The organism is Sulfitobacter sp. EE-36 (assembly GCF_000152605.1).
Taxonomy (GTDB): Bacteria; Pseudomonadota; Alphaproteobacteria; order Rhodobacterales; family Rhodobacteraceae; genus Sulfitobacter; species Sulfitobacter pontiacus.
Genome location: NZ_CH959310.1, coordinates 2,251,699 through 2,275,510 on the forward strand (window position 1 = coordinate 2,251,699; position 23,812 = coordinate 2,275,510).

31 protein-coding genes and 1 tRNA gene are annotated in these 23,812 nt (G+C 56.5%); 20 read left to right on the forward strand and 12 right to left on the reverse strand.

The annotated features are described in order from the left end of the window. Positions 1–166 precede the first annotated feature (166 nt). Positions 167–241: transfer RNA gene (locus tag EE36_RS13470), tRNA-Asn, on the reverse strand. A gap of 81 nt (positions 242–322) precedes the next feature. Continuing rightward, a complete protein-coding gene (locus EE36_RS13475; RefSeq protein WP_005853121.1) occupies positions 323–1,234 on the reverse strand; it encodes an MBL fold metallo-hydrolase in 912 nt (303 codons plus the stop codon). Positions 1,235–1,279: 45 nt separating this feature from the next. Between EE36_RS13475 and EE36_RS13480 the strand changes: the two genes are divergently transcribed. Then, positions 1,280–2,608 (forward strand): ATP-binding protein, encoded by a 1,329-nt coding sequence (locus EE36_RS13480; protein WP_005853122.1) that lies wholly within the window; start codon positions 1,280–1,282, stop codon positions 2,606–2,608. A 21-nt stretch (positions 2,609–2,629) separates the two neighbouring features. Here the strand turns inward: EE36_RS13480 and EE36_RS13485 are convergent, their stop codons facing one another. From EE36_RS13485 to EE36_RS13535, 9 genes are all read right to left on the reverse strand, one after another. After that, the gene (locus EE36_RS13485) at positions 2,630–3,052 is read right to left on the reverse strand and encodes a lysozyme inhibitor LprI family protein (protein WP_005853123.1); all 423 of its coding nucleotides are present in this window, start codon (positions 3,050–3,052) and stop codon (positions 2,630–2,632) included. Between the two features lie 776 nt (positions 3,053–3,828). Next, a complete protein-coding gene (locus tag EE36_RS13490; protein ID WP_039911928.1) occupies positions 3,829–4,887 on the reverse strand; it encodes a hypothetical protein in 1,059 nt (352 codons plus the stop codon). After that, on the reverse strand, positions 4,888–6,483 hold the full coding sequence (locus EE36_RS17375; protein WP_083776469.1) for an AAA family ATPase: 1,596 nt from the start codon (positions 6,481–6,483) through the stop codon (positions 4,888–4,890). It abuts the gene before it with no gap. A 486-nt stretch (positions 6,484–6,969) separates the two neighbouring features. After that, complete coding sequence (locus EE36_RS13505; protein ID WP_254655586.1) at positions 6,970–7,767, reverse strand: site-specific integrase; 798 nt, start codon at positions 7,765–7,767, stop codon at positions 6,970–6,972. Between the two features lie 152 nt (positions 7,768–7,919). Next, the gene (locus tag EE36_RS17785; protein ID WP_083776470.1) at positions 7,920–8,198 is read right to left on the reverse strand and encodes a helix-turn-helix domain-containing protein; all 279 of its coding nucleotides are present in this window, start codon (positions 8,196–8,198) and stop codon (positions 7,920–7,922) included. Positions 8,199–8,258: 60 nt separating this feature from the next. Beyond that, positions 8,259–8,534: a hypothetical protein gene (locus tag EE36_RS13510; protein WP_039911932.1), complete on the reverse strand. Its 276-nt coding sequence runs from the start codon at positions 8,532–8,534 to the stop codon at positions 8,259–8,261. 331 nt (positions 8,535–8,865) lie between these two features. After that, complete coding sequence (locus EE36_RS13520; protein WP_254655587.1) at positions 8,866–9,261, reverse strand: hypothetical protein; 396 nt, start codon at positions 9,259–9,261, stop codon at positions 8,866–8,868. Then, positions 9,261–9,518, reverse strand: a complete 258-nt coding sequence (locus EE36_RS13525; RefSeq protein WP_005853132.1) for a hypothetical protein — start codon at positions 9,516–9,518, stop codon at positions 9,261–9,263. The genes EE36_RS13520 and EE36_RS13525 overlap by 1 nt, the downstream gene beginning before the upstream one ends. Before the next feature lie 562 nt (positions 9,519–10,080). Continuing rightward, positions 10,081–10,419, reverse strand: coding sequence for a helix-turn-helix domain-containing protein (locus EE36_RS13535; RefSeq protein WP_039911939.1), 339 nt, complete (start codon positions 10,417–10,419; stop codon positions 10,081–10,083). Between the two features lie 89 nt (positions 10,420–10,508). Here EE36_RS13535 and EE36_RS17790 point away from each other — a divergent pair, with 89 nt between their 5' ends. From EE36_RS17790 to EE36_RS13625, 19 genes are all read left to right on the forward strand, one after another. Next, entirely contained in the window at positions 10,509–10,724 is a 216-nt protein-coding gene (locus EE36_RS17790; protein WP_367577060.1) for a helix-turn-helix domain-containing protein, read from the forward strand. Further along, positions 10,721–11,080 carry a hypothetical protein gene (locus EE36_RS17720; protein ID WP_254655588.1) on the forward strand — a complete coding sequence of 120 codons (360 nt, stop codon included), beginning with the start codon at positions 10,721–10,723 and terminating at the stop codon, positions 11,078–11,080. The genes EE36_RS17790 and EE36_RS17720 overlap by 4 nt, the downstream gene beginning before the upstream one ends. 509 nt (positions 11,081–11,589) lie before the next feature. After that, positions 11,590–12,234, forward strand: coding sequence for a hypothetical protein (locus tag EE36_RS13545; protein ID WP_254655589.1), 645 nt, complete (start codon positions 11,590–11,592; stop codon positions 12,232–12,234). 226 nt (positions 12,235–12,460) lie between these two features. Beyond that, positions 12,461–13,051: a hypothetical protein gene (locus EE36_RS13550; protein WP_156785547.1), complete on the forward strand. Its 591-nt coding sequence runs from the start codon at positions 12,461–12,463 to the stop codon at positions 13,049–13,051. Next, positions 13,048–13,749 (forward strand): hypothetical protein, encoded by a 702-nt coding sequence (locus EE36_RS13555; protein WP_050752199.1) that lies wholly within the window; start codon positions 13,048–13,050, stop codon positions 13,747–13,749. The genes EE36_RS13550 and EE36_RS13555 overlap by 4 nt, the downstream gene beginning before the upstream one ends. Positions 13,750–13,877: 128 nt before the next feature. Beyond that, entirely contained in the window at positions 13,878–14,219 is a 342-nt protein-coding gene (locus EE36_RS13560) for an HNH endonuclease (protein ID WP_217564302.1), read from the forward strand. Positions 14,220–14,674: 455 nt separating this feature from the next. After that, positions 14,675–15,154, forward strand: coding sequence for a hypothetical protein (locus EE36_RS13565; RefSeq protein WP_005853139.1), 480 nt, complete (start codon positions 14,675–14,677; stop codon positions 15,152–15,154). Further along, positions 15,151–16,875 (forward strand): terminase large subunit, encoded by a 1,725-nt coding sequence (locus EE36_RS13570; RefSeq protein ID WP_005853140.1) that lies wholly within the window; start codon positions 15,151–15,153, stop codon positions 16,873–16,875. The genes EE36_RS13565 and EE36_RS13570 overlap by 4 nt, the downstream gene beginning before the upstream one ends. Before the next feature lie 38 nt (positions 16,876–16,913). After that, positions 16,914–18,095 (forward strand): phage portal protein, encoded by a 1,182-nt coding sequence (locus EE36_RS13575; RefSeq protein ID WP_254655590.1) that lies wholly within the window; start codon positions 16,914–16,916, stop codon positions 18,093–18,095. 4 nt (positions 18,096–18,099) lie between these two features. Then, the gene (locus EE36_RS13580; protein ID WP_005853142.1) at positions 18,100–18,954 is read left to right on the forward strand and encodes a head maturation protease, ClpP-related; all 855 of its coding nucleotides are present in this window, start codon (positions 18,100–18,102) and stop codon (positions 18,952–18,954) included. Then, positions 18,951–20,261 (forward strand): phage major capsid protein, encoded by a 1,311-nt coding sequence (locus EE36_RS13585; protein WP_005853144.1) that lies wholly within the window; start codon positions 18,951–18,953, stop codon positions 20,259–20,261. The genes EE36_RS13580 and EE36_RS13585 overlap by 4 nt, the downstream gene beginning before the upstream one ends. Positions 20,262–20,348: 87 nt before the next feature. Then, positions 20,349–20,669 (forward strand): hypothetical protein, encoded by a 321-nt coding sequence (locus tag EE36_RS13590; protein WP_005853146.1) that lies wholly within the window; start codon positions 20,349–20,351, stop codon positions 20,667–20,669. Continuing rightward, a complete protein-coding gene (locus tag EE36_RS13595; RefSeq protein WP_005853148.1) occupies positions 20,666–20,959 on the forward strand; it encodes a head-tail connector protein in 294 nt (97 codons plus the stop codon). The genes EE36_RS13590 and EE36_RS13595 overlap by 4 nt, the downstream gene beginning before the upstream one ends. Then, positions 20,959–21,309, forward strand: coding sequence for a head-tail adaptor protein (locus EE36_RS13600; RefSeq protein ID WP_005853150.1), 351 nt, complete (start codon positions 20,959–20,961; stop codon positions 21,307–21,309). Before EE36_RS13595 ends, EE36_RS13600 begins: the two co-directional genes overlap by 1 nt. Further along, positions 21,306–21,752, forward strand: coding sequence for an HK97-gp10 family putative phage morphogenesis protein (locus EE36_RS13605; protein ID WP_005853152.1), 447 nt, complete (start codon positions 21,306–21,308; stop codon positions 21,750–21,752). Before EE36_RS13600 ends, EE36_RS13605 begins: the two co-directional genes overlap by 4 nt. Positions 21,753–21,900: 148 nt before the next feature. Beyond that, entirely contained in the window at positions 21,901–22,284 is a 384-nt protein-coding gene (locus tag EE36_RS13610; protein WP_005853154.1) for a DUF3168 domain-containing protein, read from the forward strand. Between the two features lie 12 nt (positions 22,285–22,296). Continuing rightward, positions 22,297–22,737 carry a hypothetical protein gene (locus EE36_RS13615; protein WP_005853156.1) on the forward strand — a complete coding sequence of 147 codons (441 nt, stop codon included), beginning with the start codon at positions 22,297–22,299 and terminating at the stop codon, positions 22,735–22,737. Next, positions 22,734–23,087, forward strand: a complete 354-nt coding sequence (locus EE36_RS13620) for a hypothetical protein (RefSeq protein ID WP_005853158.1) — start codon at positions 22,734–22,736, stop codon at positions 23,085–23,087. Before EE36_RS13615 ends, EE36_RS13620 begins: the two co-directional genes overlap by 4 nt. Positions 23,088–23,185: 98 nt before the next feature. Next, positions 23,186–23,401: a hypothetical protein gene (locus EE36_RS13625; RefSeq protein ID WP_039912279.1), complete on the forward strand. Its 216-nt coding sequence runs from the start codon at positions 23,186–23,188 to the stop codon at positions 23,399–23,401. Here the strand turns inward: EE36_RS13625 and EE36_RS13630 are convergent. Next, the gene (locus EE36_RS13630) at positions 23,398–23,784 is read right to left on the reverse strand and encodes a hypothetical protein (RefSeq protein ID WP_005853161.1); all 387 of its coding nucleotides are present in this window, start codon (positions 23,782–23,784) and stop codon (positions 23,398–23,400) included. The genes EE36_RS13625 and EE36_RS13630 overlap by 4 nt on opposite strands. Between the last annotated feature and the right edge of the window lie 28 nt (positions 23,785–23,812).

Sequence of the window (23,812 nt, forward strand, 5' to 3'; positions counted from 1 at the left end):
ACGCGCTGCGTCCGTTGCGCATCCGCGCCGTTCTGCGCACCGTGTTGCGTGGGATTGGCACCCCATCAGCTAAAACGGAAAGGATGTGCCACGCAGGCCCCCAGAACGCGAAAAGCGCCCCCGAAGGAGCGCTTTTTCGTTTACCGCCAACCACCTAAGGGGAAGTTGGCTCCGACGGTAGGGATCGAACCTACGACCAATTGATTAACAGTCAACTGCTCTACCGCTGAGCTACGTCGGAACGGTCTGCACCGTATAGCTATGGTAATTTCCGGCGTCCAGAGGGTTTTGCCACTTTTTTCCAGATTTTTTCAAAAGATTTTCAGACCCGGCGAAAGGTGGCTGTCGCAGAGAAGGATTCAACCGGGGCGACGCGGTTTTTGCCTGTAAGGTCAATCAGATGCGCAAGGACGTTGCGGGTCGCGGCACCCAGTAGCGCAGGCGGGGTTTCGGTGTAGATCGCGGCAGCAAGTTGGGCGGCTGTGGCGGGGGCTTGGTCGAGGGCGCGCAGGATATCAGCCTCGCGCGAGAGGCGGTGCGACACCAGCCAGTCGAGCCTTGCCGCAGGGTCGGTCACCGCCGCGCCATGTCCCGGATAGAACACCCGCCAGTCATTTTTTTGCAGCTCGGCACAAGATGCCATGAAATCGGTCAGATCCCCATCCGGCGGCGACACCAGCGAGCTGGCCCAGCCCATGACGTGATCCGCGGTGAAACAGGCGTCATTCCAGCCAAGGCTGATGTGGTTACCAATATGGCCGGGGGTGTGAATCACGCTCAGCGTCCAGTCGTCGCCGGCGATGGTCTCTCCGTGAGTTAGGGGGCGATCGGGGATGAACTCTGCATCAATGCCTTCGCCGCCGCCAATATCGGACACGGCGGCCAGTTGTTGCATCACCGCAGAGCGGCCAGAAAACGCGTCGCCAAAGGCCAGTATCGGCGCGCCGCAGGCACGGGCAAGGTCGCGCGCGAGGGGCGAATGGTCCAGATGCGTATGGGTTACGATGATGTGGCTGATGTGCTGTTCGGGTCCGATGGCATCGCGTATCGCTTGCAGGTGCCGCGGCGACGCGGGGCCGGGGTCGATCACGGCGATGCCGCGCGTGCCCAGCAGATAGGTATTCGTGCCACGGTAGGTCATGGGCGAGGGGTTGTCGGCCACGATGCGGCGCAAGCCCGGTTCCAAGATCTCGGCAATACCGATGGCGGGGTCGAAGTCGTCAGGGGGCAGCATGGTTTGGCCTTTCGCTGGGGCAGGGGGCTGGCTAAGGTCTATCCCATGTTCTTCGTCTGGCTCAAACGATATATGCCCCGCGGCATCTATGGGCGCGCTGCCCTGATCCTGCTTTTGCCGGTGGTGATCTTGCAGCTCGTGATGACCGTGATCTTTGCACAGCGGAACTATGAGGGGGTCACCAATCAGATGACCGACACGGTCCTGCGCGAGGTCGAACTGGTCATGCAGGTGGTCGATGACGCCCCCTCCGCCGCTGCCGTTCCCGCCACGGTGCAAGATCGGCTGGCCACGCTGGACATGGGGGTGACGCCTGTGTCCGCTAGTGAGGTGCCGACGCGCAACCGGATGTCGTGGTATGATTATTCCGGTCGGGTGATGGTGGCGCGGTTCGATGAGTATCTGCCAGCCTTCCTGAGCCTTGATCTGACGCGGCCCACGGGGGTGCATCTTTATGTGCAGTCGCGCTTTGGCCCGCTTGATCTCCAGTTCGAGAGGCGCAGGATCTCGGCGCAGAACCCGCATCAGCTGTTTGTGTATACCTTCAGCTTCGGCTTTGTCATGACGTTGATCTCCTTCGTTTACCTGCGCAACCAGCTGCGCCCGATCAAGCGGCTGGCCCGCGCAGCCGAAGCCTTTGGCCGCGGGCGTCACGTGCCATATACCCCGACAGGCGCTGTCGAGGTGCGTGCGGCGGGGGCGGCCTTTGTCGATATGCGCGCACGGATCGAACGGCAGATTGAACAGCGCACCTTGATGTTGTCGGGGGTCAGCCATGACCTGCGCACGCCCTTGACGCGGATGCGGCTTGGCCTGTCGATGATCGACGAAGACGATGCTGAGCCGCTGTTGCAGGACGTCGATGATATGCAGGGCATGCTGGATGCCTTCCTTGATTTCGCCAAAGGCACCGCAGAGGGGGAGGCCGAACCCCTGGACCCGCACGCCCTGATGCAGACCGCCGTAGAGGATGCGCAACGCGCTGGTCGCAATGTGACCTTGCTCCCGCCCGAAGGCGACGGCACCGGCACCGTCCGCCTGCGCCGCATGGCGATTTTGCGCGCGGTGGATAACCTGATCTCGAACGGGGTGCGCTATGGGGCGCGGGCCGAGGTATCTGTGCTGCTGACGGATAAAACCCTGCGGATCAGGGTGGAGGACGACGGCCCCGGCATCCCCGAGGATCGCCGCATCGAGGCCGTGCGCCCGTTCTCGCGGCTTGACCCCGCGCGCAATCAGAACAGTGGCAGCGGCGGCGTGGGCCTTGGCCTTGCTATCGCGACCGACATCGCCCGCGCGCATGGCGGGGTGCTGCGGTTGGGCAGTTCGGACACTCTGGGCGGTCTGCGCGCGGATATCGTCATCGCACGGTAATGCGCCAAAGGATCGGTGGTGTCAGCGTGCGGTGGCGTAGTCTTGCAACTGCTCGATGCGCGATCGCGTCAGGACAATCCGGCAGCTCAGCGTCACGTTGATCGCGGCCGTTCCCCCCAACGACAAGCGTTCGGGAAACGCGCAGTGATATTTGCGGTAGTCTTCAAATGCGATCTGAGAGTTTTGCAGCAACGCGCTCGCCGAGGCATCGGCCTTTCGCGAAAACGCCTGATCAAACGCAGCCAGCGCCGCTTGGGCATCGAGATAGGCGCGCACCATGTCACGCTCCACCTGATCGCCCATTGCAAACAGACATCGATGCACGGCGTCCGGATCTGTCTGCGGCGCGGTGCAGTCTGACAAAAGTTCTGACGCAGGGGGTAGTTTTTCAGCGGTGGCCATCGCCGGGATCAACAGCAGCGAAAAGAACATGCATTTCAACATCTGGCGTATCCTTTCGGGCGACATGGCAAAGCTACGAAAGAGATACTGCCGCAAAGCACGGCGGAATGCTACCGGTCGGGCCAAGGGCGATGATCGACAAACGGCCTTAGCGGCGAGACATGCCGCGATTCCCGAAAAGGATTGATGTGAATTTGAGGGAATATTGGAGCGGGTAACGAGAATCGAACTCGTAACTAAAGCTTGGGAAGAAATCCACAGAGATATGGAAAAAAAGGCTATGAAAGGCTGGTCTGGGATAAAGTCTGGGGGTGGTGCTGTGCAGGCGTGGTTTTCGCCAGTTCAGGCTCGAAGCTGCCGTCCCGTCCCGCGGCACTGCGTTCTGCAGTTCGCCGTCGTGCCCCTTTAATCTCTTGGCAGATGAGCCGCTGCGACGGTTGGCCTGATTAGGCGGGCATCCTTCCCGTCATCATCACCCAGATGTGCCGTCATTTCAGCACCCTAGCATCCGCCCCATCTGCTTGACGTCGAGCTCTTTCATTCGGCCGGCATCGCCAAGAAGGTCTTCAGGCCGCTCGCAGCTCTCCAGTAGTTCCTTGGACATGGTCATCGTCTTTGATACTCTTAGGAACCGTGGACTAGATCGCAGTTACACAGGAGTTCGGACCCACTGATGCTTGGTGCTGCTTCAAATCACGCGTATCTACGTATCGTGCAGATGCATTGGACTTTGGTCGCACTCGTCAGCCAAGCAATCGGTCGACTTAAATCTGCGAGAAAAATTGCTGATCCGTCCAAGCTGCTATTGTATGAAGTTGCTAGACGCGACTGGTCAACCTGCTCTGCAAAAAGGGTAGGAATGCGTCAAACCACGGAGCGAAATGGTGTAACCAATATTGTGAGCGGGTGAATTTGTATAGCTTGGCAAGAAGTGCTCCATCATCGAGCAGTTGCGCGACAACAGTTTCCCCGAAACCGGTGATCGCAATTTTATCTACTTGAAGATCAATCTTGTATTTCTCCTCTGCCCATCGTTGAGCGTCAATCGATTTGCATTTTTTAAGGAGTTTATTCGAGCAGATCCCTTCTTTGACGTCAAAGAATAGCCAGAGGCAATCTCTGGGTTGAACGGGCCCCTGAACAGTAATCAGATCCTCAAGCTTCTTTCGCTGATCTATAGGGAAATTCGGAACAATATCTAGCACTAGATCTAGAGGGAGAAAATTCTCGACTTCCCTACCCGGCGTCGTCACCACCGTACCAACGAGGTCAGAGTGTTTGGCTGTAGAAGCCGCCTTTCTAAAGGTTTCGGAGTTCTGAGAATAAGGTGACAGCTTGTCGTGATCGCAAATGCAAACAACAACGTGCTGTAGCTTTGCCAACCGATAAACTTCTTGAAAGGTGGTTCCGCCACCACCATTCGCAACTTCGTACGCTAAGCTCCGAATACCTCTTCTGCGGGCCTCATGGGAAAACAGCTCAATGTACAAGTCACCGTCATTGGTTGCGTTCTCAAGGAGCAATATAGGTTTCTCTAGAAAGCGGCCGGCTAGCATACTGTCAACACTAATAGACCAAGCGTGATCGCCGATCCTCTGGATTCCTTGATCAGTAGATACCACTTTCAGCACCCTCGAATCTGGATCACTGCGAAGACTTCCCAATTGAGTAAATTCTTCCTTTAGGCGCTCCAAATGCGCTCGATCATGACCCGAAAGCTGAATATGGCCCAAAGTCCAACTTGCCAATGCCCGTGGAATTACGACGATGTGATGCCCTCGCCTACTACTCCTTAAAACCTCTGAGAAGAACTCTTCCAGTTTTTCGCGGGGCTGTTCGCTCGCCTCTGCAGCGGAAATCTCTATTGAAATAATCATTTAATAGTTAAAAAATCCATAAGGCCAGTCAAGCAACACACCATCAGCATCAAAAGTTGATGTCGAAATTTCGGTTTTAAGATCTTGCTCGCCGCCGCTGGCTGAGAAAATAACTACCTGGACATCATTTGGATCAATACTACCGTCTTCAATCAATTCCCCCAAGCGGTTCACTAAAGATTCACTGTGAGTCTCAATTAGAAGGACGGCGTTAGTCAGGTTGGATTCGTTGCGTAGAATCGCACTTCGAAAAACGTCTGCCAGTTTCGCTTGGTGAGCGGGGTGCAGGTGTAACTCTGGTTGTTCCATGGTAATTGGGCGTAAGCCATGCCGCGCTTGTCTGACAGCATATCGAGGCATCTGCGTTGCCCACCATATTTGAGCTAAGACCGGCAAGATCTGAGAGACACCATATCCTGTATCGGCGACGTTCACAGAGATTGATCGTTGGCGAAGTTGTATACTTACATGTCCTTCTTTGCGTTCTACCAAAACTCCGAAACCAAAAGACTCTTCAACCCAATCCGAAAATCGTTTTTGTTCCGTAGCGCTAAGTGATGCTAGAAACATCGGTAAGTTCTGCCCGTCGGGACTTATCTCAGAAACTTCCAACTCTTGTGAACGGTAGTATCGTTCACTGCGTGCTCTGGCGGGACCAAGGTACGTAGTGTTTCGGAAAAAGTCCTTCAGTGCACCTGAGACATGACCAATTGTTGTAATAGCGTGATAAAGGGCACAAAGATGGTCTACCTCAGTAAACGTAATCGAGACATCGTTACCTCTCCATCGATCATAGAGTTTTTCAAAAGATCGATTGCTAGCTCCACGGTGTAACTTGTCTAAACTACTTTGATTTAGGCGAGGGTTTCGTAGAATACGCCGCGCTTCAATCTCAAGGTTTTCCTCGGATATCCTTTTGTCGACATGTTGTCGCAATCGTTGCGCAATCGCACTTCCGACCACCGATGATGCTCCGGCGGCGCGTTTTATCACTTTTCCATCTATTTTCCCCTGCATAAAAAGAGCAGGCTTGCCAAAGATATCGCTGGCGCTGAATACTAGTTTGACGCCAGGAATAAGGTCGGACATCTTTTGACCATTAATTTCAAACTCGCTACATTCGCGACCATTTTTCTCGAATATGGCGACGGCTGACGTTTGGTCATTGGGCACTTCTAATCTAACAGAACGGCGAACGGTCCGTTTGAGCTGCTCTCCCAATGAGACACTTAATGAAACAGACGGATAAGATATTGTCCGCCGCCGAGCGCGGTAAGCATATTCGTCATAATAATAAAAGTCGTCATCGATTTCTCGAGTCTGAAGATCATCCACGCGAAAATTGAACGTTATTTCGTTTTCTTGGTCACGATCGCTAACTGCCGCAGCAAAATCGCCGAAATCTACATAATCACCATACCAGAGTATTGGCGCGCTTGATCTCATTTCGAGTGACTGCCGCAACAAAGCAAAGGATCGCAGGTAGGTACTTTTTCCAGCGCTATTCCTTCCGACTAAGATGGTAATCGGTCTAAGTTCAATTTGCGGGGTTTTCTTCAAAGATCTTAAGTTTTCGACGCCATAGGATATCTTCATTTTTGTTTCTTTCTAATCCTAAAAAGCATGGCCGCGTACCCTTCAGTCATATTCTTCCGCAGTGTTGACATGAGACTGCGTGCGACAATGACCAATTTTGACTATCTTGCAAGGCGCAAGTAGTCTGCTGTTGGTACTTTAGCTCTATAGTGACCTGATTTATTTAAAAGGCCACTCCGTGAAGGCGTGCCTCGGCAGCTAGAAAACAAGCCGCTATCAAAGTATGAGAAGTAAGCCGATCCTGCGATTTAGTTGTATTGTTGCTTCACCATCCCGGTCGCGAACTTTATTAATTCGGTGGAGCTATGCAATGGGTAAGTTTGCTCAATCATTCTTTGATGAAAAAGTTGAGAGTTGGCTTCAGTAACCCTTAAGCCCGCCTTGAGGAACATCAATAAGCACCTCTCTGCTAGAGCGAAAGTTCGCCTTGCGCCGTTAAACGCCTGTAGGCCGCTATCCTCCAAATAAGAATGCAACCTATATCAGCTAAACAATAATGTCATTTACCTTCAGCGAGGTTGGTCCGCTGCCGGTAGCAGAAAACCCATCCAGCGCATCCCGAAGATCGCTGGTCAACACATGCGCATAGCGACTGGTAGTCTCAATATTCGTATGCCCCAGCAACTTTGAAACCAAACTGATGTTCTGCGTCTTGCGCAGCATCCTGGTGGCAAAGGTATGGCGCAGATCGTGAAACCGAAAATTGTCAATCGCTGCATCCAGCAGCGCCTTGCGCCATACGGTGCCGAACACGCCTCCGCTGGCGATAATCTGAATCCGCTCTGCCGAGTGGCCGTCGACGCGGGTGAAAACGTAGCGGCGGCTTTCCATGACATTCGACTTTGGCAGGGCAGACAGCAGCGCCGCCAGTTCGCCATTGATCGGGAAGATCATCAGCTCATCGCCTTTGAGCCGGAAGGTAATCTCACGGTGGGGCATGTCGACGTCGCGCCACAGCAGGCCGGTGATCGTGCTGATCCGCGCCCCGGTCATAAGCGCAAAGGCGACCATCGGATGAAACTCTTGGGGCAGGGCGGCGAATAGCCTAGTCTGTTCGTCGGTGGTCAGTTCGCGCACGCGTTCCCGCGGTTCCTTCGTCTCAGCCGCTTTAAGATCGATGTCGGGGATTTCTGTTTTGTAGACCTTGCCCATGTGACGCAGCGCGCGGCCTAGCATCTGAAGATGACGGTTAACTGTGCTGTTGGCGCATGTGGCGCGGTGCTTGGCGGCGTACTGGGTGATGTCGGCATCGGTCAGCTTGGAGAGCCGCTTCTTGCCGTCCATGTGGGATAGGATCACACGCGCCTGGCTCTTGGTGGTGCCCTCTGAAGGGCGTCCGACGATTTTGTCGTTGATGTATGTGCCAAGCGCCTCAGATAGCGTGTAATCGGAGCCTCTCGCGGCATTGCGCTTGGCATTAGCCCGGATGTCTGCCTCTACCGCTTTCGCGGCTTCGAAGTCCTCCGTCCCGCAAGATCCTCGAAAGCGATGACCCCCGACGACGATGTCGTATTGATAGACGCGGGTTTTCTTGGTTCGGAATGGCATTGTGTCTGGGCCTCGATGTAATCCTGTAGGTCGTCCGCGCGGTACCGGATCGCACCTCTGGCAACCTTCACATACTTTAGCCCGCGACGGCGGCACTCTTGCAAGGTCTTTGTGCAGATCCCCAGAACGTCTGCAGCGTCTGTCGGTTTAAGCAGGGGCTGGGTCATCTTGTCCTCGTTCTCGCAATCTTTACCGTAGTCAGGATGGAAGGGGCGGTTGGGAGTGGTCTATCGTTGTTGAGCGATCCGCCCTGACCAAGCATCGAACTCTGTACGCAAGGCGGCGAACTGGGCTTGAGCGGGCTTACTGGTATTTAGAACGGTCCTGCTGGTGATCCGGCAGACCCCGCGAAGGTATTCACCGGCTGCGCTGGCGTTGAACTGGTGACTGGGTAAGCCCGAGCGTACCGCAGCAAAGCGCTGGAATTGCGGATCATTGCAGAGGATCCCAGCCTGTTGTGCGGGTTGAATATCGGACAGGCGCTGACGTACGGCGGCGCTCATAGGACCGACCCCAGAACTGAGCTCATTACTGTGGCGAGGCCACAAAATATCGCAATGATGGTTATTGTTACCGCGGCCACGATGGCGAACGCTGCGCCTGGTATGGGGGCTGCGTCGTCTGGGCGCATCAGCCAGCATTTGGCACTAGGCCCGCAGGCGCAGTCCGTCGAGTAGTGGCAGGCCTTGTTTTGCTCATGCAAACGAGTGTTGTCGCCCATATCATCTATGTCCATCACGTCGCCTTTCAATTTGAAGAAAGAACCGGCGGGCTGATATTGCCCGCCAGCTTAGGTGCGGCGCTTTGGTAGGAGCGCCGTTGCAGGAAGCTGTGTCAGCTGATGCCGAAGGGCATCCGCTGGAATGCGCGGGGTTTCACGCTGTCTCGTTCGGCCAATGCGTTCGCGATCTCTTCCGCATGATTGCGTGGGGTGCCACATGGCGGGTGTTTCGTAATGAAGCCGTCAGCTTCAACCTCTTCACCCTTTGGGTTCGCAATCGCCTTGTTCGCAGCAACGATCCAATAGTGGATGGCATCTATCTCGGATACACCGCAGGCTGTGATGCCGTGTAGGCTGATCTCATACAGACCCGTTTTATCACCCGTCTCTTCGGCGTATGCGCCGCCATTCTCGATCACCTCATTCATAAAGGCGTCTTTCAGTGTGTCGGGGTCCTCGCGGTCGATCAGGGAGACGCCGCGGACAAAGGGGATAAGGCGCTCGTTCATCATGCTGCACTCGGCGGAAGATCATAACCCTTGGAACGGGCATAATCGCGGACTTTGGCTCGGATGCAAATAACTTGCGCGCTTGCGTGGTCAGGATCGACAATCAGATAGGCGGGGGCCCCAATGCGATCGTAGTCGACCGTTTGGCCGCGGGCATTCTTGAGCTTTTCCCAGTTGATCGCCAGCACTGATGGATGGCTCGCGTAGATCTGCGGGTGGGTCACGATGTGTCGGGCTTGGTCGATGGGGGTTTGCATATCAGCCTCCTGTAAATAAGGCTGATATAATACACTAAAAATGTATCAGTCAATCACTAATACATATAAAATGTATCCACTTGATGTGGTGCTACTTTAGTGTGGGCTCTTTCCGCTGACTGCTTGGGTGCTGAGGAGGGGCTAAGCCTGGTTTCCCGGTATTTGATTGAGGTTGGGCCGAGAGTATTTCAAGGATTCTGCGAGTGTTGTCGGCAGTGTCTATCTGAGCGCGAGCAAACTGCGTGAAGGCAAATTCAAAGATCGCAAACAGCCAGATTCCGACGCCCATTAGCGCGGCTGGCAACTATGTTCCTGTCGAATAAAGTCTTAGCGCTATCAGCGTTAGGGCCGCAACAGATAGCCATGTAACCGTGTCAAATATCAGGAGGCTGGTACGTGCTGATCTATAGTTGGTGCTCAATGTTCGTTCCTCGCAAATGGTAAAGGCGACCGCGGGTTTGGGTTGCGTTGTTCCTAATTTGTTCTAATCTGGCGTTACTGGGGGTGGCGGCGTTGAGACAGAGACATTTTAGAGTTGCGAAGTTTTTACGTTCGCTTGGGGTTAGTTTGAATTTGGTGTTTGATCCGTGGCACTGCTTGCGCCTTTCAATTTCGAAAAGAGATCCGCCTGTACGTCCTGAGGAAGCTGCGAAAAATCACCGTGCATCAGGAAGTTAAAGTCGATCCTGTGAGCGCGATAGAAGTATCTCATGATTTCACGGTTCGGGAACTGCCGGCCTCTTTCCATATTGTTGAGAGAGTTGTTGGCAATCCCAGCCTGTTGCGAAACTTCGAGCTGGGATAATCCGCTCGTTAGCCTCGCGGCTACGAGGCGTTTCGCGCATGCCTCTTTGCTCATGTCGCCTAGGCGGGTTAGGGATTCTTTTTGGGTGATATTCATACTAGTAAATATCGCTCGATACAGAAAATATGTATATTTGAAAGAAATGAACCTTTACGATACATAATTTATGTATTACCTCATGTGCTGTGAGTACAGTTCAGGAAATATGCGCGGCGATCGGGCGAGATGCCCTAGCGACTGCTCTTGGTGTAAGTCGCCAGTCGATCAGCAACGCGATCGCAAATTCTGCGTTTCCAGCTAATTGGTACTTGATCATCAAGAGTGAGTGCGATGAGCGGAATATTCCCTGCGGTCCGCTTTTGTTTAAGTTTAAACGACATGAAAAAAGGGATGCAGCATGACCGCAGCACCCCCTCGTTCCTTTTCACATTCGCTTCATTTGGACTCTTCACAGTTCAAACATGGAGCGAGTATGCGGAAAAATCTTTCACAAAATGCAAAGCGTGTCGCTTTTTGCTCGGGTAAGCACAAAAGCCTGTCGCGCCGATGGTTTGCATCGCTGTTGTGGCGCGCCTTTCCGGGTAAGTCGGAACGCGAGGTTGCGCAGCTTGGCGCGCCCGTTCTCGACGTATCGGAGCGGCAGATTATCAACTGGTTGCGCTGCGACAATGATGCGGCGTTGTCTTACGTCACTGCAGTGATGGTGCTGGCAGGCGTCGAGCTGGCACTTGAGCCAGTGCGGGGTCGGGTCGCATGAAGCGGCGCGTTTGGCTGCAAATTCAGGGGATTTGGTTTGCGGCGTGGTCGTCGCGTGCCGGCTTTATATCCCAAAGGTGGGCTGACCGCGCGCATCGCTGGGCTCAGCGGTCGGAAAAATTTTTCCAACAGATAAATGGGGGTCGTTTCAAATGACACCACGTGGCCACGCTATAGCATTTCGAATTTGGCAGTACTGCCAGCCCCGCGGCTGGGACTGCACCATGTCAGAGGTTTCTGCGGCGGTAGATGTCCCCGTGGCGTCAGTAAGGGCCGTTATAAAGCTGAAGAATTGGGGAGGTCGGCTGCGCGTGACCAAGACGCACTACCGCGGTGCTGGCGGGAACGACTATGCGCTGAGCGCGGATGCTGTGCTGAACGGTTCCGGTTCCCTCCGAACGCTAGCAGATCATACGGGTATCACACTGTGATTATGGTACCAATTGGCCAGGTAGATTTCGCTGATGATCTTCGCCCAAAGCTGTTTAAGTCACAGGCGGGTCACTAGCGATGGCAATTTCTGATGCAAATGGAAAATTCGCGTTAGTCGATACTTCGGAAATCGAGGAATACCCTCTTACGCGTGATGACCGGCTCAATAGTCACTTCTTTATGGTTTGGGAGCGCCGTCGCTGGCTGAACTCTGACATGCGGTTGAAGGGGCGGGCAGAGTGCCGTGCGCTTTACTTCGACTTGATCAACATTGCCTGCGATCAGTCGCCGGTGGGTACCATCCCGAACGACATGGAAGTGTTGGCAAAGCTCCTGATGATCTCGGAATCCGAGTTCAAGACGCTATGCCAACTTGAATACGGGCCGCTGCACAAGTGGCGACCGTGCCGCTGCGGTGATGAGGTGCGACTGATGCATCCGGTTGTCTTGGACATGCTGATCGAGGCCGTGTCGCGCAAAGAGGATAACCGGGCAAAGATGGAAGCGGCCAATACGGTCAAACGCGTCCAACGCCTGCGATCGACAGTAGCGGGGCTGCAGACTGAGTTGAGCAAGAACGACGCTGCTGTGAAGTGGATGGACGAATGGCTGCTGAAGCAAAGCGTTGGATATCGCAACACGAGCTGGGTGGAGCAGGCGATGATGGCATGGGCCGATCATCGGATGGACCTTGGCCGCGCGCCGCGCCGGGGGACGATGTGATGGGCGGCTTGAACTGTCCAGTGGACACTTTGCGGACAATGACAGGACAGTTCGAGGACAGTCTTGTGAGATTGTCTATTTAAAACAATTGGTTCGCTACTCTGTCCTCAAGTGTCCTACACGATAGGGACATAGACAGAGACAAAACAGTGAAACAGGCGCTGTCCCAAAAGATCAGGGGGTTGGGGCAGCTGATAGGTGGTTCGGCTAAGAAATGGGGTACGGCATGGTAGAGGCAACAGAGACCAAACGCGACCGGGTGCGCAGGCTGTTGATTGATCCGCTGAAAGCTGACGGGTTCCGGTTTGCCAAAAATGTGTCCGCGGAGGATGCGAAGACCCGGTTGGATCGGTTGGCTGATGATCTGGCCTATTTGAGGGATGAGGGACTGATCGCGCTGCGTGTCTCGCTCCGGACAAAAGGCGAGGGAACTGCCCGATGCTTCTGGCCAGCGCCTGCGACGGTGCTGGGACTGGCGGAAAGCTTTCAACGTCGGCCACTGGATGAGTTGCCAGCATTGCTGCGCTGGTTCGCGTCAGCTGCGGGTGGTGCGGCTGTGCTGGGGGACCGGCTGGTCGCGGAGTACTGGTTTTGGACTATGCACAAGCGACCGCCAGTAAAGCCGATGGATAAAAAGATGGTGGCGGACAAGGCTGGGGAATGGCGGCGACGAGTTGAGCTTGCGAAAGATCGGATCGCACGTGGCCACACCATGCCAGCGGACGAGGCGCAATGGCTGGACTGGTACCAGGGTAAGGTGGCCTATGTCGAAGGTCTGGTCGGTAATCAGGCCGGTGTGTCGGAGGACGCTGCATGATGGCGCGTAGGTTTATGCAGTCAGGTGGGCAGGTCAGTAAAAACACGACTGCGCAGATGGTACGTGACGCAAACGGTCGTGTGCGACGGCAGATTAGTATCCAATCGTTGCTGGAATGGGCTTTCGCTGATGAATGCGCATCGATTGATTTTGAGGATGAGGGAACGCTGGCGATTGGGTACGGATCAATCGGCAACGCATACCTTATGGAGCAGCGTGGTAAGTTGGGCTGTAGGATCGATGGTGGAGGCCGGTCACTGCCCGATCCTGATGCTGACCTTGTCGCGGCTGCCGTGGCAGTGCTGCCAGAGGGCTGTGGTGGTCGACGCATGGCGGTGCAAATCGCAGAGCTAGCGCGTGCACGGGCAATACCTGATGCATTCGTCGGGGTGCAACCTCGCTGTGAGCCCAAAGGCTGGCGCATCAATCAAAATGGTAAACGGGCAGAAACTGAAAGCCTGGGTATCGAGATTGATACCTCTGGTCGCAAAGCTCGGCGCCATAACGTGCTGATCTGCCCTGTCGTATATCGGCCTGATAATGCGCAGATAGCCGCGGCAAGACGTAATTATTTACAATGGTGGTCTGCGTTAACTGAATTGCGCATCACATTTGAAATACACACAAATCTCTCACGTTGGCGGGTGGATAGCCGCATGCCACCGATGACGCCATGGAAGAAAGTGCTTGCCGAATAAATCCGCTCCCCCTAGACATCATGCCAACAACACTTCTGCGCCCGGACGGTAAACCCGCTCCGGGCGCTTTGCGTTCTGGCAGATGAGAGGTAATCGTTATGCCTCGTCTAAAGACGGTGCCGGGCCGCTTGGCGGCACCAGCGCCACGCCTCGGCGCGGTTGCGGCCAATTCGAAAGAACAAGATCGAGCGCGCGACCAGCTCAAGCCCTGGCGCGCTTGGTACAGCCTCAAGCGTTGGAAGGATCTACGGCGAAAGATCTTGGCACGCGATGCCTACACTTGCATGCAAACCGGCGTTGCTTTGGTGGGCAAGGCACCAGCCCCAAACAGCCCCGTTGTGGACCACATCCGCGAGCACAACGGCGATCCCTTCCTGTTTTGGGATGAAGATAACCTGCAGGCGGTAAGCAAGCAGTATCACGACACCGAAAAGCAGCGCATAGAGAGGGCAAGAAGTGGATACATTTAGATCAGGGGATGTGGCTAGGATTACAGGCGTTAACCAGCTCAGAATTAGAAATTGGCGCAAGCGCGGCTTTCTACCCAATAATCCAAATAAATGGCAGAGCTGGACGCGAGACGAGGTAGTGGCGCTGGCCATAATGGGAAAATTAGCTGATCACCTCAGCCCTTCAGAGCTTTGGCCTATGTGCCTTTCCTGTGTTTCGTTAATTCTTCCAGGATGCGTCCTGTGCGTTTCGCCTAAACCACTAGGCTCGCCTGAGTGGGTGGTTCTGCCTTGGAACGAGGTAGACACCTCAGAGCGGGAAGTGCTTATCGTTATAGATTTGTCGTTTACCCTAAGTTTTCTTCAGCTTTGACGCCAATCCCACGCCGCTCTCACGCATGGGGGGGGTGGGTCAAAAGTCAGAAAAGCCGGGCACGCCACACCTGTTATGCCCTAACGCGGAGAATTTTTTTCCCATGGCTGATGAATTTCCGCCCCAAGGGGCATCTGTTGACCTGTTTGGGAATGAGATCTTGCCGATGCGCGATCGCCGCGGTCGGCCAAGTTTCAAGAAAACTAAGGAAAATCAAGACTTTGTAGCGGTTCGGGCCGCTGCAGGGTGGAACCAGGACTTGATTGCAGAGGCGCTCGGCTGTGATCCTAAGACTTTACGCAAGAATTTTTCCCGCGAGCTGTCGCAAGGGGCTTTGCTGATCGACGGCCTGTGCCTCGACGTGTTGCTGCGCGGCGCGCGTGAAGGTCACACGCCTTCGGTCAAAGCGCTGCAGGCGCGGCTCGATCGCGTCTCGGCCGGCGCGCCGCGCGCGGCTGGAAAGGAAAAACCCGAGCAGCCGGCGAAAGCTGAAAAGCTCGGCGTCAAAGAAAAGCGCTTGAATGATGCGACCAAGCCGCAGGCCGATTATGGATCGCTCTATGATCGGATCCCGCGACAGTGAGCGATCTTTCCTGGGCCGCGTGCCCTGACTGGTGGGAAAAGCTGCAGGCCGGCGCAACGCCGATCCCTGCGCTGGATCTCGATGATAATCTCGCCGAAATTGCCGTTGCTTTGTTCGACAAGCTGGTTGTGCCGGATATTCCAGGCCAGCCGACTATGGGCGAGGCGGCCGAGGAATGGACCCGCGACATCGTGCGCGCGGCCTTCGGTTCGGTCAATTCGGATGGGGCGCGCCTGGTCGGCGAGATCTTTACGCTGGTGCCCAAGAAAAACACCAAGACGACGCTCGCGGCGTGCATCGGCTTGATCGCAATGCAGATGAACACGACGCCCAACATTCGCGGGATCATCGTCGGGCCAACCCAATCCGTCGCCGACACTTGCTTTGCCCAAATGCAGGGCATGATCGAGGCCGACGACTGGCTTTCAAAGCGCTTCAAAGTTGACGAGCATAAAAAGACGATCACCGATCACTATCCGGATCCCAAGACGGGCCGGCCGCTCAACGCAAAATGCAAGGTCACCAGCTTTGACCCTGCAGTGACCACCGGGGGGATCCCGGCCTTTGCAATCCTCGACGAGCTGCACCTGATGGCCGAGCGGCATTTTGCGGCGCGGGTAATCGGTCAGATCCGAGGCGGGATGATCACAAACGCGCGTAGCTTGCTGGTGATCATCACGACGCAAAGCGAAATTCCGCCGCAAGGGATTTTTAAAAGCGAGCTCGAATATGCGCGCAAGGTGCGCGACGGCAAGATTGTCGAAGATGTCCGGATGCTGCCGGTGCTCTATGAGTTTCCGCAAGAAATGCAGGGCGATGAAAAGCAGCCTTGGAAAGATCCGGCAACCTGGGGCGCGGTGCTGCCAAATCTCGGCCGGTCGATCACGATCGAGCGCCTGATCCCCGAGTTTCGCAAGGCGGCCGACACCAGCGCCGAGGAGCTGGCACGGTGGGCAAGCCAGCACTTAAACATCGAGATCGGCCTCGGGCATCACACCGGCGGCTGGGTCGGTCAAACCTACTGGCCGAAAGCCGCAGATCCGGAGCTAAGTTTAGAGGCGCTTCTCGAAACCTCGGAAGTTGCGACGATCGGGATCGACGGCGGCGGCATGGACGATTTGCTCGGCCTCGCGGTTCTCGGCCGGCACCGGGAAACAAAGCGCTGGCAACTTTGGGTCGCGGCATGGGCGCATGACATCGTGCTCGAGCGGCGCAAAAACATCGCGGCGCGGCTACAGGATCTCGAGCGCGACGACGCTCTAACGATTTGCACGCATCCGACGCAGGATGTCGATCAGCTTGTCGATATCGTGTTGCGGGTTCACAGCGCCGGCATCTTGCCCGAGCGCGGCGGCATCGGCCTCGATCCCGAGGGTGTCGCGGCGATCGTGGACGCGCTGCAGGGCGCGGGCATTCCGCACGATACGCTCGCCAGCGTCACGCAAGGCTACAAGCTCAACGGTGCAATCAAGGGCACCGAGCGCAAACTATTTGACGGATCCTTGCGCCATTGCGGCCAGCCTTTGCTTGGCTGGTGCGTGGGCAATGCCAGGACCGAGGCAAGGGGAAACGCGGTGATTGTCACAAAAGCAGTAAGCGGCGCGGGCAAGATTGATCCGCTGATGGCCGCGTTTAACGCGGTGTATCTCATGAGCCTGAACCCGGCCGCTGCGCGTCGGGATCTGTCGGCCTTCCTCGCAAATCCGGTGATGTCCGTATGATCGGGCGCGCACTCAAGGGAGCCTGGGCGGGCATGCGCATGGCGCTCGCCGAGGGGCAAAGCGGCTTTGAAAATGTTGATCTCGATGCTTTGCGCGCGGGCGGCGGGTTCAAAAGTCATGCCGGGCAACCTGTCACAGCGTCAACGGCGATGTCGATCTCGGCGGCCTGGTCCTGTGTAAAAAGTAATTCGCAGCTCGTCGGATCCTTGCCGCTGGCCTTGTATGAGAAAGACCGCAACGGCAAACGGGTGAAGATCGAGGATCCTCTGGCCGAGATCCTGACGGTATCGCCTAACTCGGATCAAACGGCATTCGAGTTTTGGGAAAGCCAGGAAGCGCAAAAGCTTTTGCACGGCAACAGCTATGCCGAGAAACTGTTTATTGGCGATCGGCTGGTCGGTTTGCGGCCGCTGCTCGACACAACGCCGGTGCGCAACGCAGATGGCCGGTTTGACTATCGGTTCCGCGACCGGGGCAAGATGTACACGCTGCCGGCGAGCAAGGTGTTTCACATGCGCGGCTTTGGCGGCGGTGATGGCCTCGGCCTTTCGGCGATCAAGCATGGGGTGCATAGCTTCGGATCCGCTTTGGCGGCGGATCAAACAGCCGGCACCATGTTTAAAAATGGCATGGTCGCCAGCGGCGTTTTGAAATCCGGCCAAGTGCTTGATGAAAAGCAACGCGGCCAGCTCGAGAAGCTGCTCGATCGGTACACCTCGAGCGCCAAGGCGGGCAAGATCATGACGCTCGAAGCGGGGCTCGAATACCAGCCTTTGCAGATCAATCCCGAGGATGCGCAGCTTTTGGAGACGCGCCGCTTTCAAGTCGAGGATGTCTGTCGCTGGTTTGGCACGCCGCCGGTGGTGATCGGTCACGCGGGCCAAGGTCAAACAATGTGGGGATCGGGCGTCGAAGCGATCATGCTCGCCTGGCTTACGCTAGGGATCAATCCGCAACTGCGCCGCAACGAGGCGCGGATTGCAAAAGACCTGATCCCGCCGGGCAAGCGCGGCCGCTGGTATGTTGAATGGAACCGCGAGGCGATGCTGCAAATGGACAGCAAATCCAAAGGCGAGTTCCTAAGCAAGATGATTTCAAACGGTATTATCTCGCGAGACGAGGGTCGGGACAAATTGAACATGGCGCGCCGTGGTGGTGCTGCCGACGAATTGATGGCGCAAACGGCACACGCGCCGATTGACGACCTCGGAGGGATCTAAACCGATGACAAAACGCAATTTACCAACCGCAAAAATCTCTGCCCGGTCGGGCGTTTCGTCTGATATTTCGCCCAAAGCTTTGCAGCGTTGGTGCCCCGAGGTGCGCGCTGCGCTCGATGGGGATCAGCCGACAATCTCGGTGCTGGATCCGATCGGCGCGGATATGTGGGGCGATGGGGTGACGGCAAAGCGGATCGGCGCAGCTCTGCGCGCGATTGGCTCGGTGCCGGTGACGGTGAACGTGAACAGCCCCGGCGGCGACTATTTCGAGGGGCTGGCGATCTATAACTTGCTGCGCGAGCATCCCGAGCCTGTAACGGTCAACATTCTGGGGATCGCGGCCTCGGCCGCTTCGGTGATTGCCATGGCCGGCGACGAGGTGCGCATCGCGCGCGCCGGGTTCTTGATGATCCATAACACATGGATCGGCGCGGCCGGCGATCGGCACGGGCTGCGCGAGGTGGCTGATTGGCTCGAGCCTTTCGACGCGACCGCCGTCGAGATCTACGCGGCGCGCACCGGCATCGCGACAGCGGATCTCGCAACTATGCTCGATCGCGAAACCTGGATTGGCGGGCAATCCGCGATCGACCAGGGCTTTGCCGACACATTGTTGCCGGCTGACATGCTCGACACCGCCGACGAAGCGGGCACCGCCTCGATGCGGGCCGAGCGCAAATTTGACCTGCTCGCGGCGCGCGCGGGTCTCACAAATTCTGCGCGGCGCGAGCTGCTGCAGGATCTCAAGACCGGCAAGCCAGGCGCTGCCGGAAACGACACGCCGGGCGCTGTCGATGTTGAGCAGGGGCTTTCGGAGCTGCTGCAATCGTTCAAATCCTTTGGAAAGGAAAACCCATGAAAAAGATGATGATGCCAGCCGTTTCGCTGGCCGCCCTGGCTGCAGCAACGGCCATGCCTTCGGCGGTTGTCGGCACGCCCCGCATGGAAGCGGCCGGCGGTGTCGAGGCGCTGCTGAAGCAGGTGCAGCAAGAGCTGAACCGCGTCGGCGATGATGTGCGCCGCGCCGGTGAGGATGCGCTGAAACAGCAAACCAAGAACGGCGAAGTGACGGCCGAGGCGAAAGAGACGGCCGACAAGGCGCTGAAACAATACCACGAGCTCAACAGCGCCGTTAGCAATCTGACGGGTAAGCTCGAGGCGCTGGAATCGCGCAACGTGGATCTCGAGCAACACTATGCCGGCCAAGGCCGGGGCGGTGCCGGCGTTGTGTCAGTCGGTCAAGAGATCGCGAATAGCGATGATCTGAAAAACTACATCGAGCGCGGTGCGCAAGGTGGTCTGACGCTGCGCCCGACCAACGCGATCACAACCGTTAGCGGGGCGACTGGTGGGTTGATCGTGCCTGATCAGGATCGCCAAGTCACAAGCATGCCTATGCAGCGCCTGGCCGTGCGCAGCCTGTTGTCGCAAGCGACAACCGAAAGCGATCTGGTCAAATACGCGCGCCAAACGGTTCGCACGTCTGGCGCGGCTCCAACGGCCGAGGGCGGCACCATGCCCGAGCTGGTGGTCAAATGGTCGGCAGAAGAAGCGGCCGTGCGCAAGATTGCGGCGATCGTGCATGCCTCGGATGAAGCGCTCGCGGATGCCGGTCAGTTGCAAGCGTTGATCGACCAAGAACTGCGCTATGATCTGGATCTTGAAGAAGAAGCGCAGATTATTGCGGGGGATGGATTGAATCAAAACCTCCTTGGTCTGACATCGGTTGCCGCCTCTTTTGTCGCGCCTGGTGGCCTGCCAAACGAAACGCGCATTGATCGCTTGCGTTTGGGTCTGCTGCAAATCGCGCTGTCCAACAATGCGGCCGATGGTGTGACGATCAACCCCGTCGATTGGGCTGCGATCGAGCTGCTGAAAGACACTCAGGGCCGCTATATCTTCGGCAACCCGAATGAGCTGGCAACACCGCGGCTTTGGGGGTTGGATGTCGTTCCAACGCTGTCGCATTCGGTCGGCGAGTGGATGGTCGGCGCGTTCCGCATGGCGGCGACGATCTACGATCGCCAAGAAAACGAGATTTTGATCTCGAGCGAGCACGGCACCAACTTTGTCGAAGGTATGAAAACCATTCGCGGCACCAAGCGCCTTGCCCTGGCGCATAAACGCCCCGGCGCGTTGGTTATTGGTAACTTTACGTTCGCCTAATCGACCGACCGCTTTGCAGCGGTGAATAAGCCAGGCTGCGGCAATGCGTGCCGCAGCCGATTGCAAACTTTCCTTTAGGGGGTTCCTATGCTTTTGAAATTGAAGCGCACACAAAAGACCATGATCGGCCGGCTGCTGATGGGTGAAACTTATCGTTTCGATAAGAACAATCCGAAACAGAAAGAGGTTGCGGCGAGCTTGCTCAAGCGCAGCATGGCCGAGGAAGTGGATGCCAAGCAGCACGCCGAGGATCTCGCCAAGGTCAAAAGCCTTGTGTCTGATGATCAATCCGCTGCTGACAAGGCCGCTGCTGACAAGGCCGCTGCTGACAAAGCCGCTGCTGACAAGGCCGCAGCCGACAAGGAAGCTGCTGACAAAGCCGCAGCCGATAAGGCAGCCGCGAAGTGAGCCAGCTCACGATCGAAGATATCAAACGCCATTGCTCGGCGTTTGATTTTGACGACGATGACCCTCTGCTCGAGGATCTGCACAAGCAGGCCGAGGAATTTGTGCAGAAGTATCTGCGCCGCGAGCTCGACATCGAGTTGCCGGGTGCGTGGCCCCTGGGCTGCACCGGCGCGGTCAAGATGCTGGTGGCGCATTGGTACGATCACCGCTCGGCCGTCTCGGAAGTTTCTAATTTCGAGGTTCCCTTTGGCGTGCGAGATCTGCTTGCCCCGTATCGGGATTTGAGCTGATGAAAGCGCCGCGCGCGGGCGAGCTGAAATGGGTTGCGCAGTTTCGGCGCGCGAGCCTGGTCGATGATGGCTTTTCAGATGTCGAGCAGTTTGCCGATCTCGGCACGACCAAGCGGGTCAAAAAGCTTGAGGTCAGCGACGGCGAGCGCTGGCGTGCCGCGCAAGTGAGCGCGACGATCACCGCGCGGTTCCAGATCCGCAGCACGGCATTCTCGCGCGATCTTTCCCCGGCCGATCGTTTGATTGTCGAGGGCGTCGAGTATGGCATTAATGGGATCCGCGAAATGGACGCCGGCCGCCAGCGGTGGCTTGAGATCTCGGCAACGGCAGAGATCAAAGCCGCGTCATGAGCATGACGGTCAAGCTCTCCGGATTTGCGGAGCTCGAGAAGAAACTCGACCAGCTCACCAAAGCAGCCGGCAAGGGTGTCTTGCGCCGCGCGCTGAAAAAAGCCGCGATGCCGATCGCCGATGCCGCAAATGATTTCGCGCCGGTCGGGGCAACGGGTGGCTATGCGCAATCCTTCAGTTACTCGACCAAGCTCACAAAGCGGCAACGCGGTTTGCATCGCAAGATGTTTCGCGACGACAAGGCCGCCGTCGAGGGGTTCGTCGGCACGTCAGATCCCGCCGGTGTCCAGCAAGAATTTGGCAATATCAATCACGGGCCGCAACCGGCCTTGCGCCCCGCATGGGATGGCGGCCGCGAGCAACTGCTCGAGGATCTCGGCCGCGAGCTCTGGACCGAATTCGAGAAATCAGCGGCTCGAGCTGCGCGCAAAGCGGCAAAGTAGGAAAGGAAAAATTGTGAAACTGCTAAACCCGTGCGCGTGGCGCGTAACTTTTTATAGCCGCGGTCTATGTGTTTCTGTTTTCCGAAACGGTGATTTCCGCCATTGGCACCGCGTCGGCCTGCGTGCCCGGTCGGGGGCAGCGTAACCGATGGAAGAACAGATTAGGGCGGTTTTGCGCGGCAATGTCGCTGTCGCAAGCCATGTCGCACGCCGGGTCAACTGGGGTGCGCATCCTCAAGGCCAGCCGTTGCCGGCGATCGTGCTCAATACGGTGAGCGATTTGGAGGGCGTCACGCTGTCGGGCCCTAGTGGTCTGAGCGCCGCCCGGATCCAGGTTGATTGCTACGCGCCACAATCAGGCGGGGCCAAACTACTTTCCCGCGCCGTAAAGGCCGCCTTGCACGGGTACAGCGGCGACGGGATTCAAGGTGTCTTTCATGCGGGATCGCGTGACAGCCGCGAGGGCGGAACGAATGAGGCCGATCGGCCCTATCGCGTTTCGCTCGATTTCACTCTCACTTACTCAACCTAGGAGGCTCTACACATGAGCAAACAAATTATCGCGTATGGGGCACTAGTTGAGCGCTCCATTGATGACGGCGCAAATTGGGTCAAAATCCCCGAATGCGATGGCATTGCAATCCCGATGGTCGAAACCGATTTTCAGGATGTCACCAGCCTCGACAGCCCGAATGGGTTCCGGGAATACATCAAGGGCCTGAAAGATGCCGGCGTGATCAGCTTGCCTTGCGGTTATACCTCGGCAGGCTATGAGCAACAGCTCGCGGATCAAGCACTCGATGAGCCGGTGAAATATCGCACCACATTGAAGGCCGCGCCCGGTCAAGCTTCGGGCGATGTGTTCGAGTTCAGCGGCTTTCCGACGCCGCAGGTCGAGGGCGGCGACATCGGCGCGCCGGTCAAAATGAGCGTGTCAATCCGGACCACTGGCGATGTGTCCTGGGTGAAAGGGGTCGCCGCATGACTTCAAAGCGCGGGACAGTGACCTTTGAAGCGGGGGGCGTGTCTTATCAGGCACGCCTTAGCACAAACGCAATGATCCGGTTTCAGGACGTGACCGGGCAAAGCGTGATCGACGCCTTTGCGGCGATGGATGGCAAGAGCGCCGACCTCAAAGGCATTCGCGATCTGCTTTGGGTCAGCCTGGAAGGCGATCACACGCAAGAAAGCGTTGGCGATCTGATGGACGAAATCGGCCTTGTCGAGGCTGGCCGCATCATCGGCGAGATCGGCCGTGCGGCTTTCCCGACCAATGAGCCCGAGGATGGGGCGGCGGATCAGGGAAACGGCAAAGCGGGCAAGAAAGCCCGCTAGACCAAGATCCGATCGACAGCCTGCTTTCGGATTGGCTGGCGCAGGGTCAAGATTATCTCACGTTCTACGACCTGACACCGCGCGAGATTGTTTTGATCTTGCGCGGTGGCGTTGAAAAGGCGCGCGCCGAGAATGACATCGCGCGCCAACGCAACTATGAGCTCGCGACCCTAGTCGCTTATGCGTTTCACGATCCGGAAAAGATGCCGAAATTTGGCGGATCCGCGCAGGATGAAAAACAGGTTTCCGATGAAGTCGCACACGCTCAGGTCCGCGGGTTCTTTATGGCCCTGGCCAACCAATCAGCCGGTTAGTTTTCGACCAAGCTGATGAATTGAACCTTTTGTGAAGCCAACTTCACTTTGCAAGTCCAACTCGAGGCGAGAAGGGCACCGAAGATGTTATGGCTGTCTACTTTTGCGTCCGCTGTGATGTCATTGGCGTAGCTTGTTATTTTCCAGACAAATTCTGAATCACCAACACTCGTTTCTTCAGTCGAACGTCTTGAGCCTGACATTCTGTCTAGGATCTTTTCCCTACAAACTTCTTTAGCCAGCTCTTGAAGCTTGGGCGAAGCTGTAACTGGAGATCGGTCTGGAAAGCTTTTCACTACCCAAAGTCCAAGACCGCTGAAGATAGCGAAAACCACAATAACCACGACCGCTTCGAGCGGTAACTTGAACTTGTCTATTTGCATTTTGCGGCCTTCTTCATGGGAGAAAAAA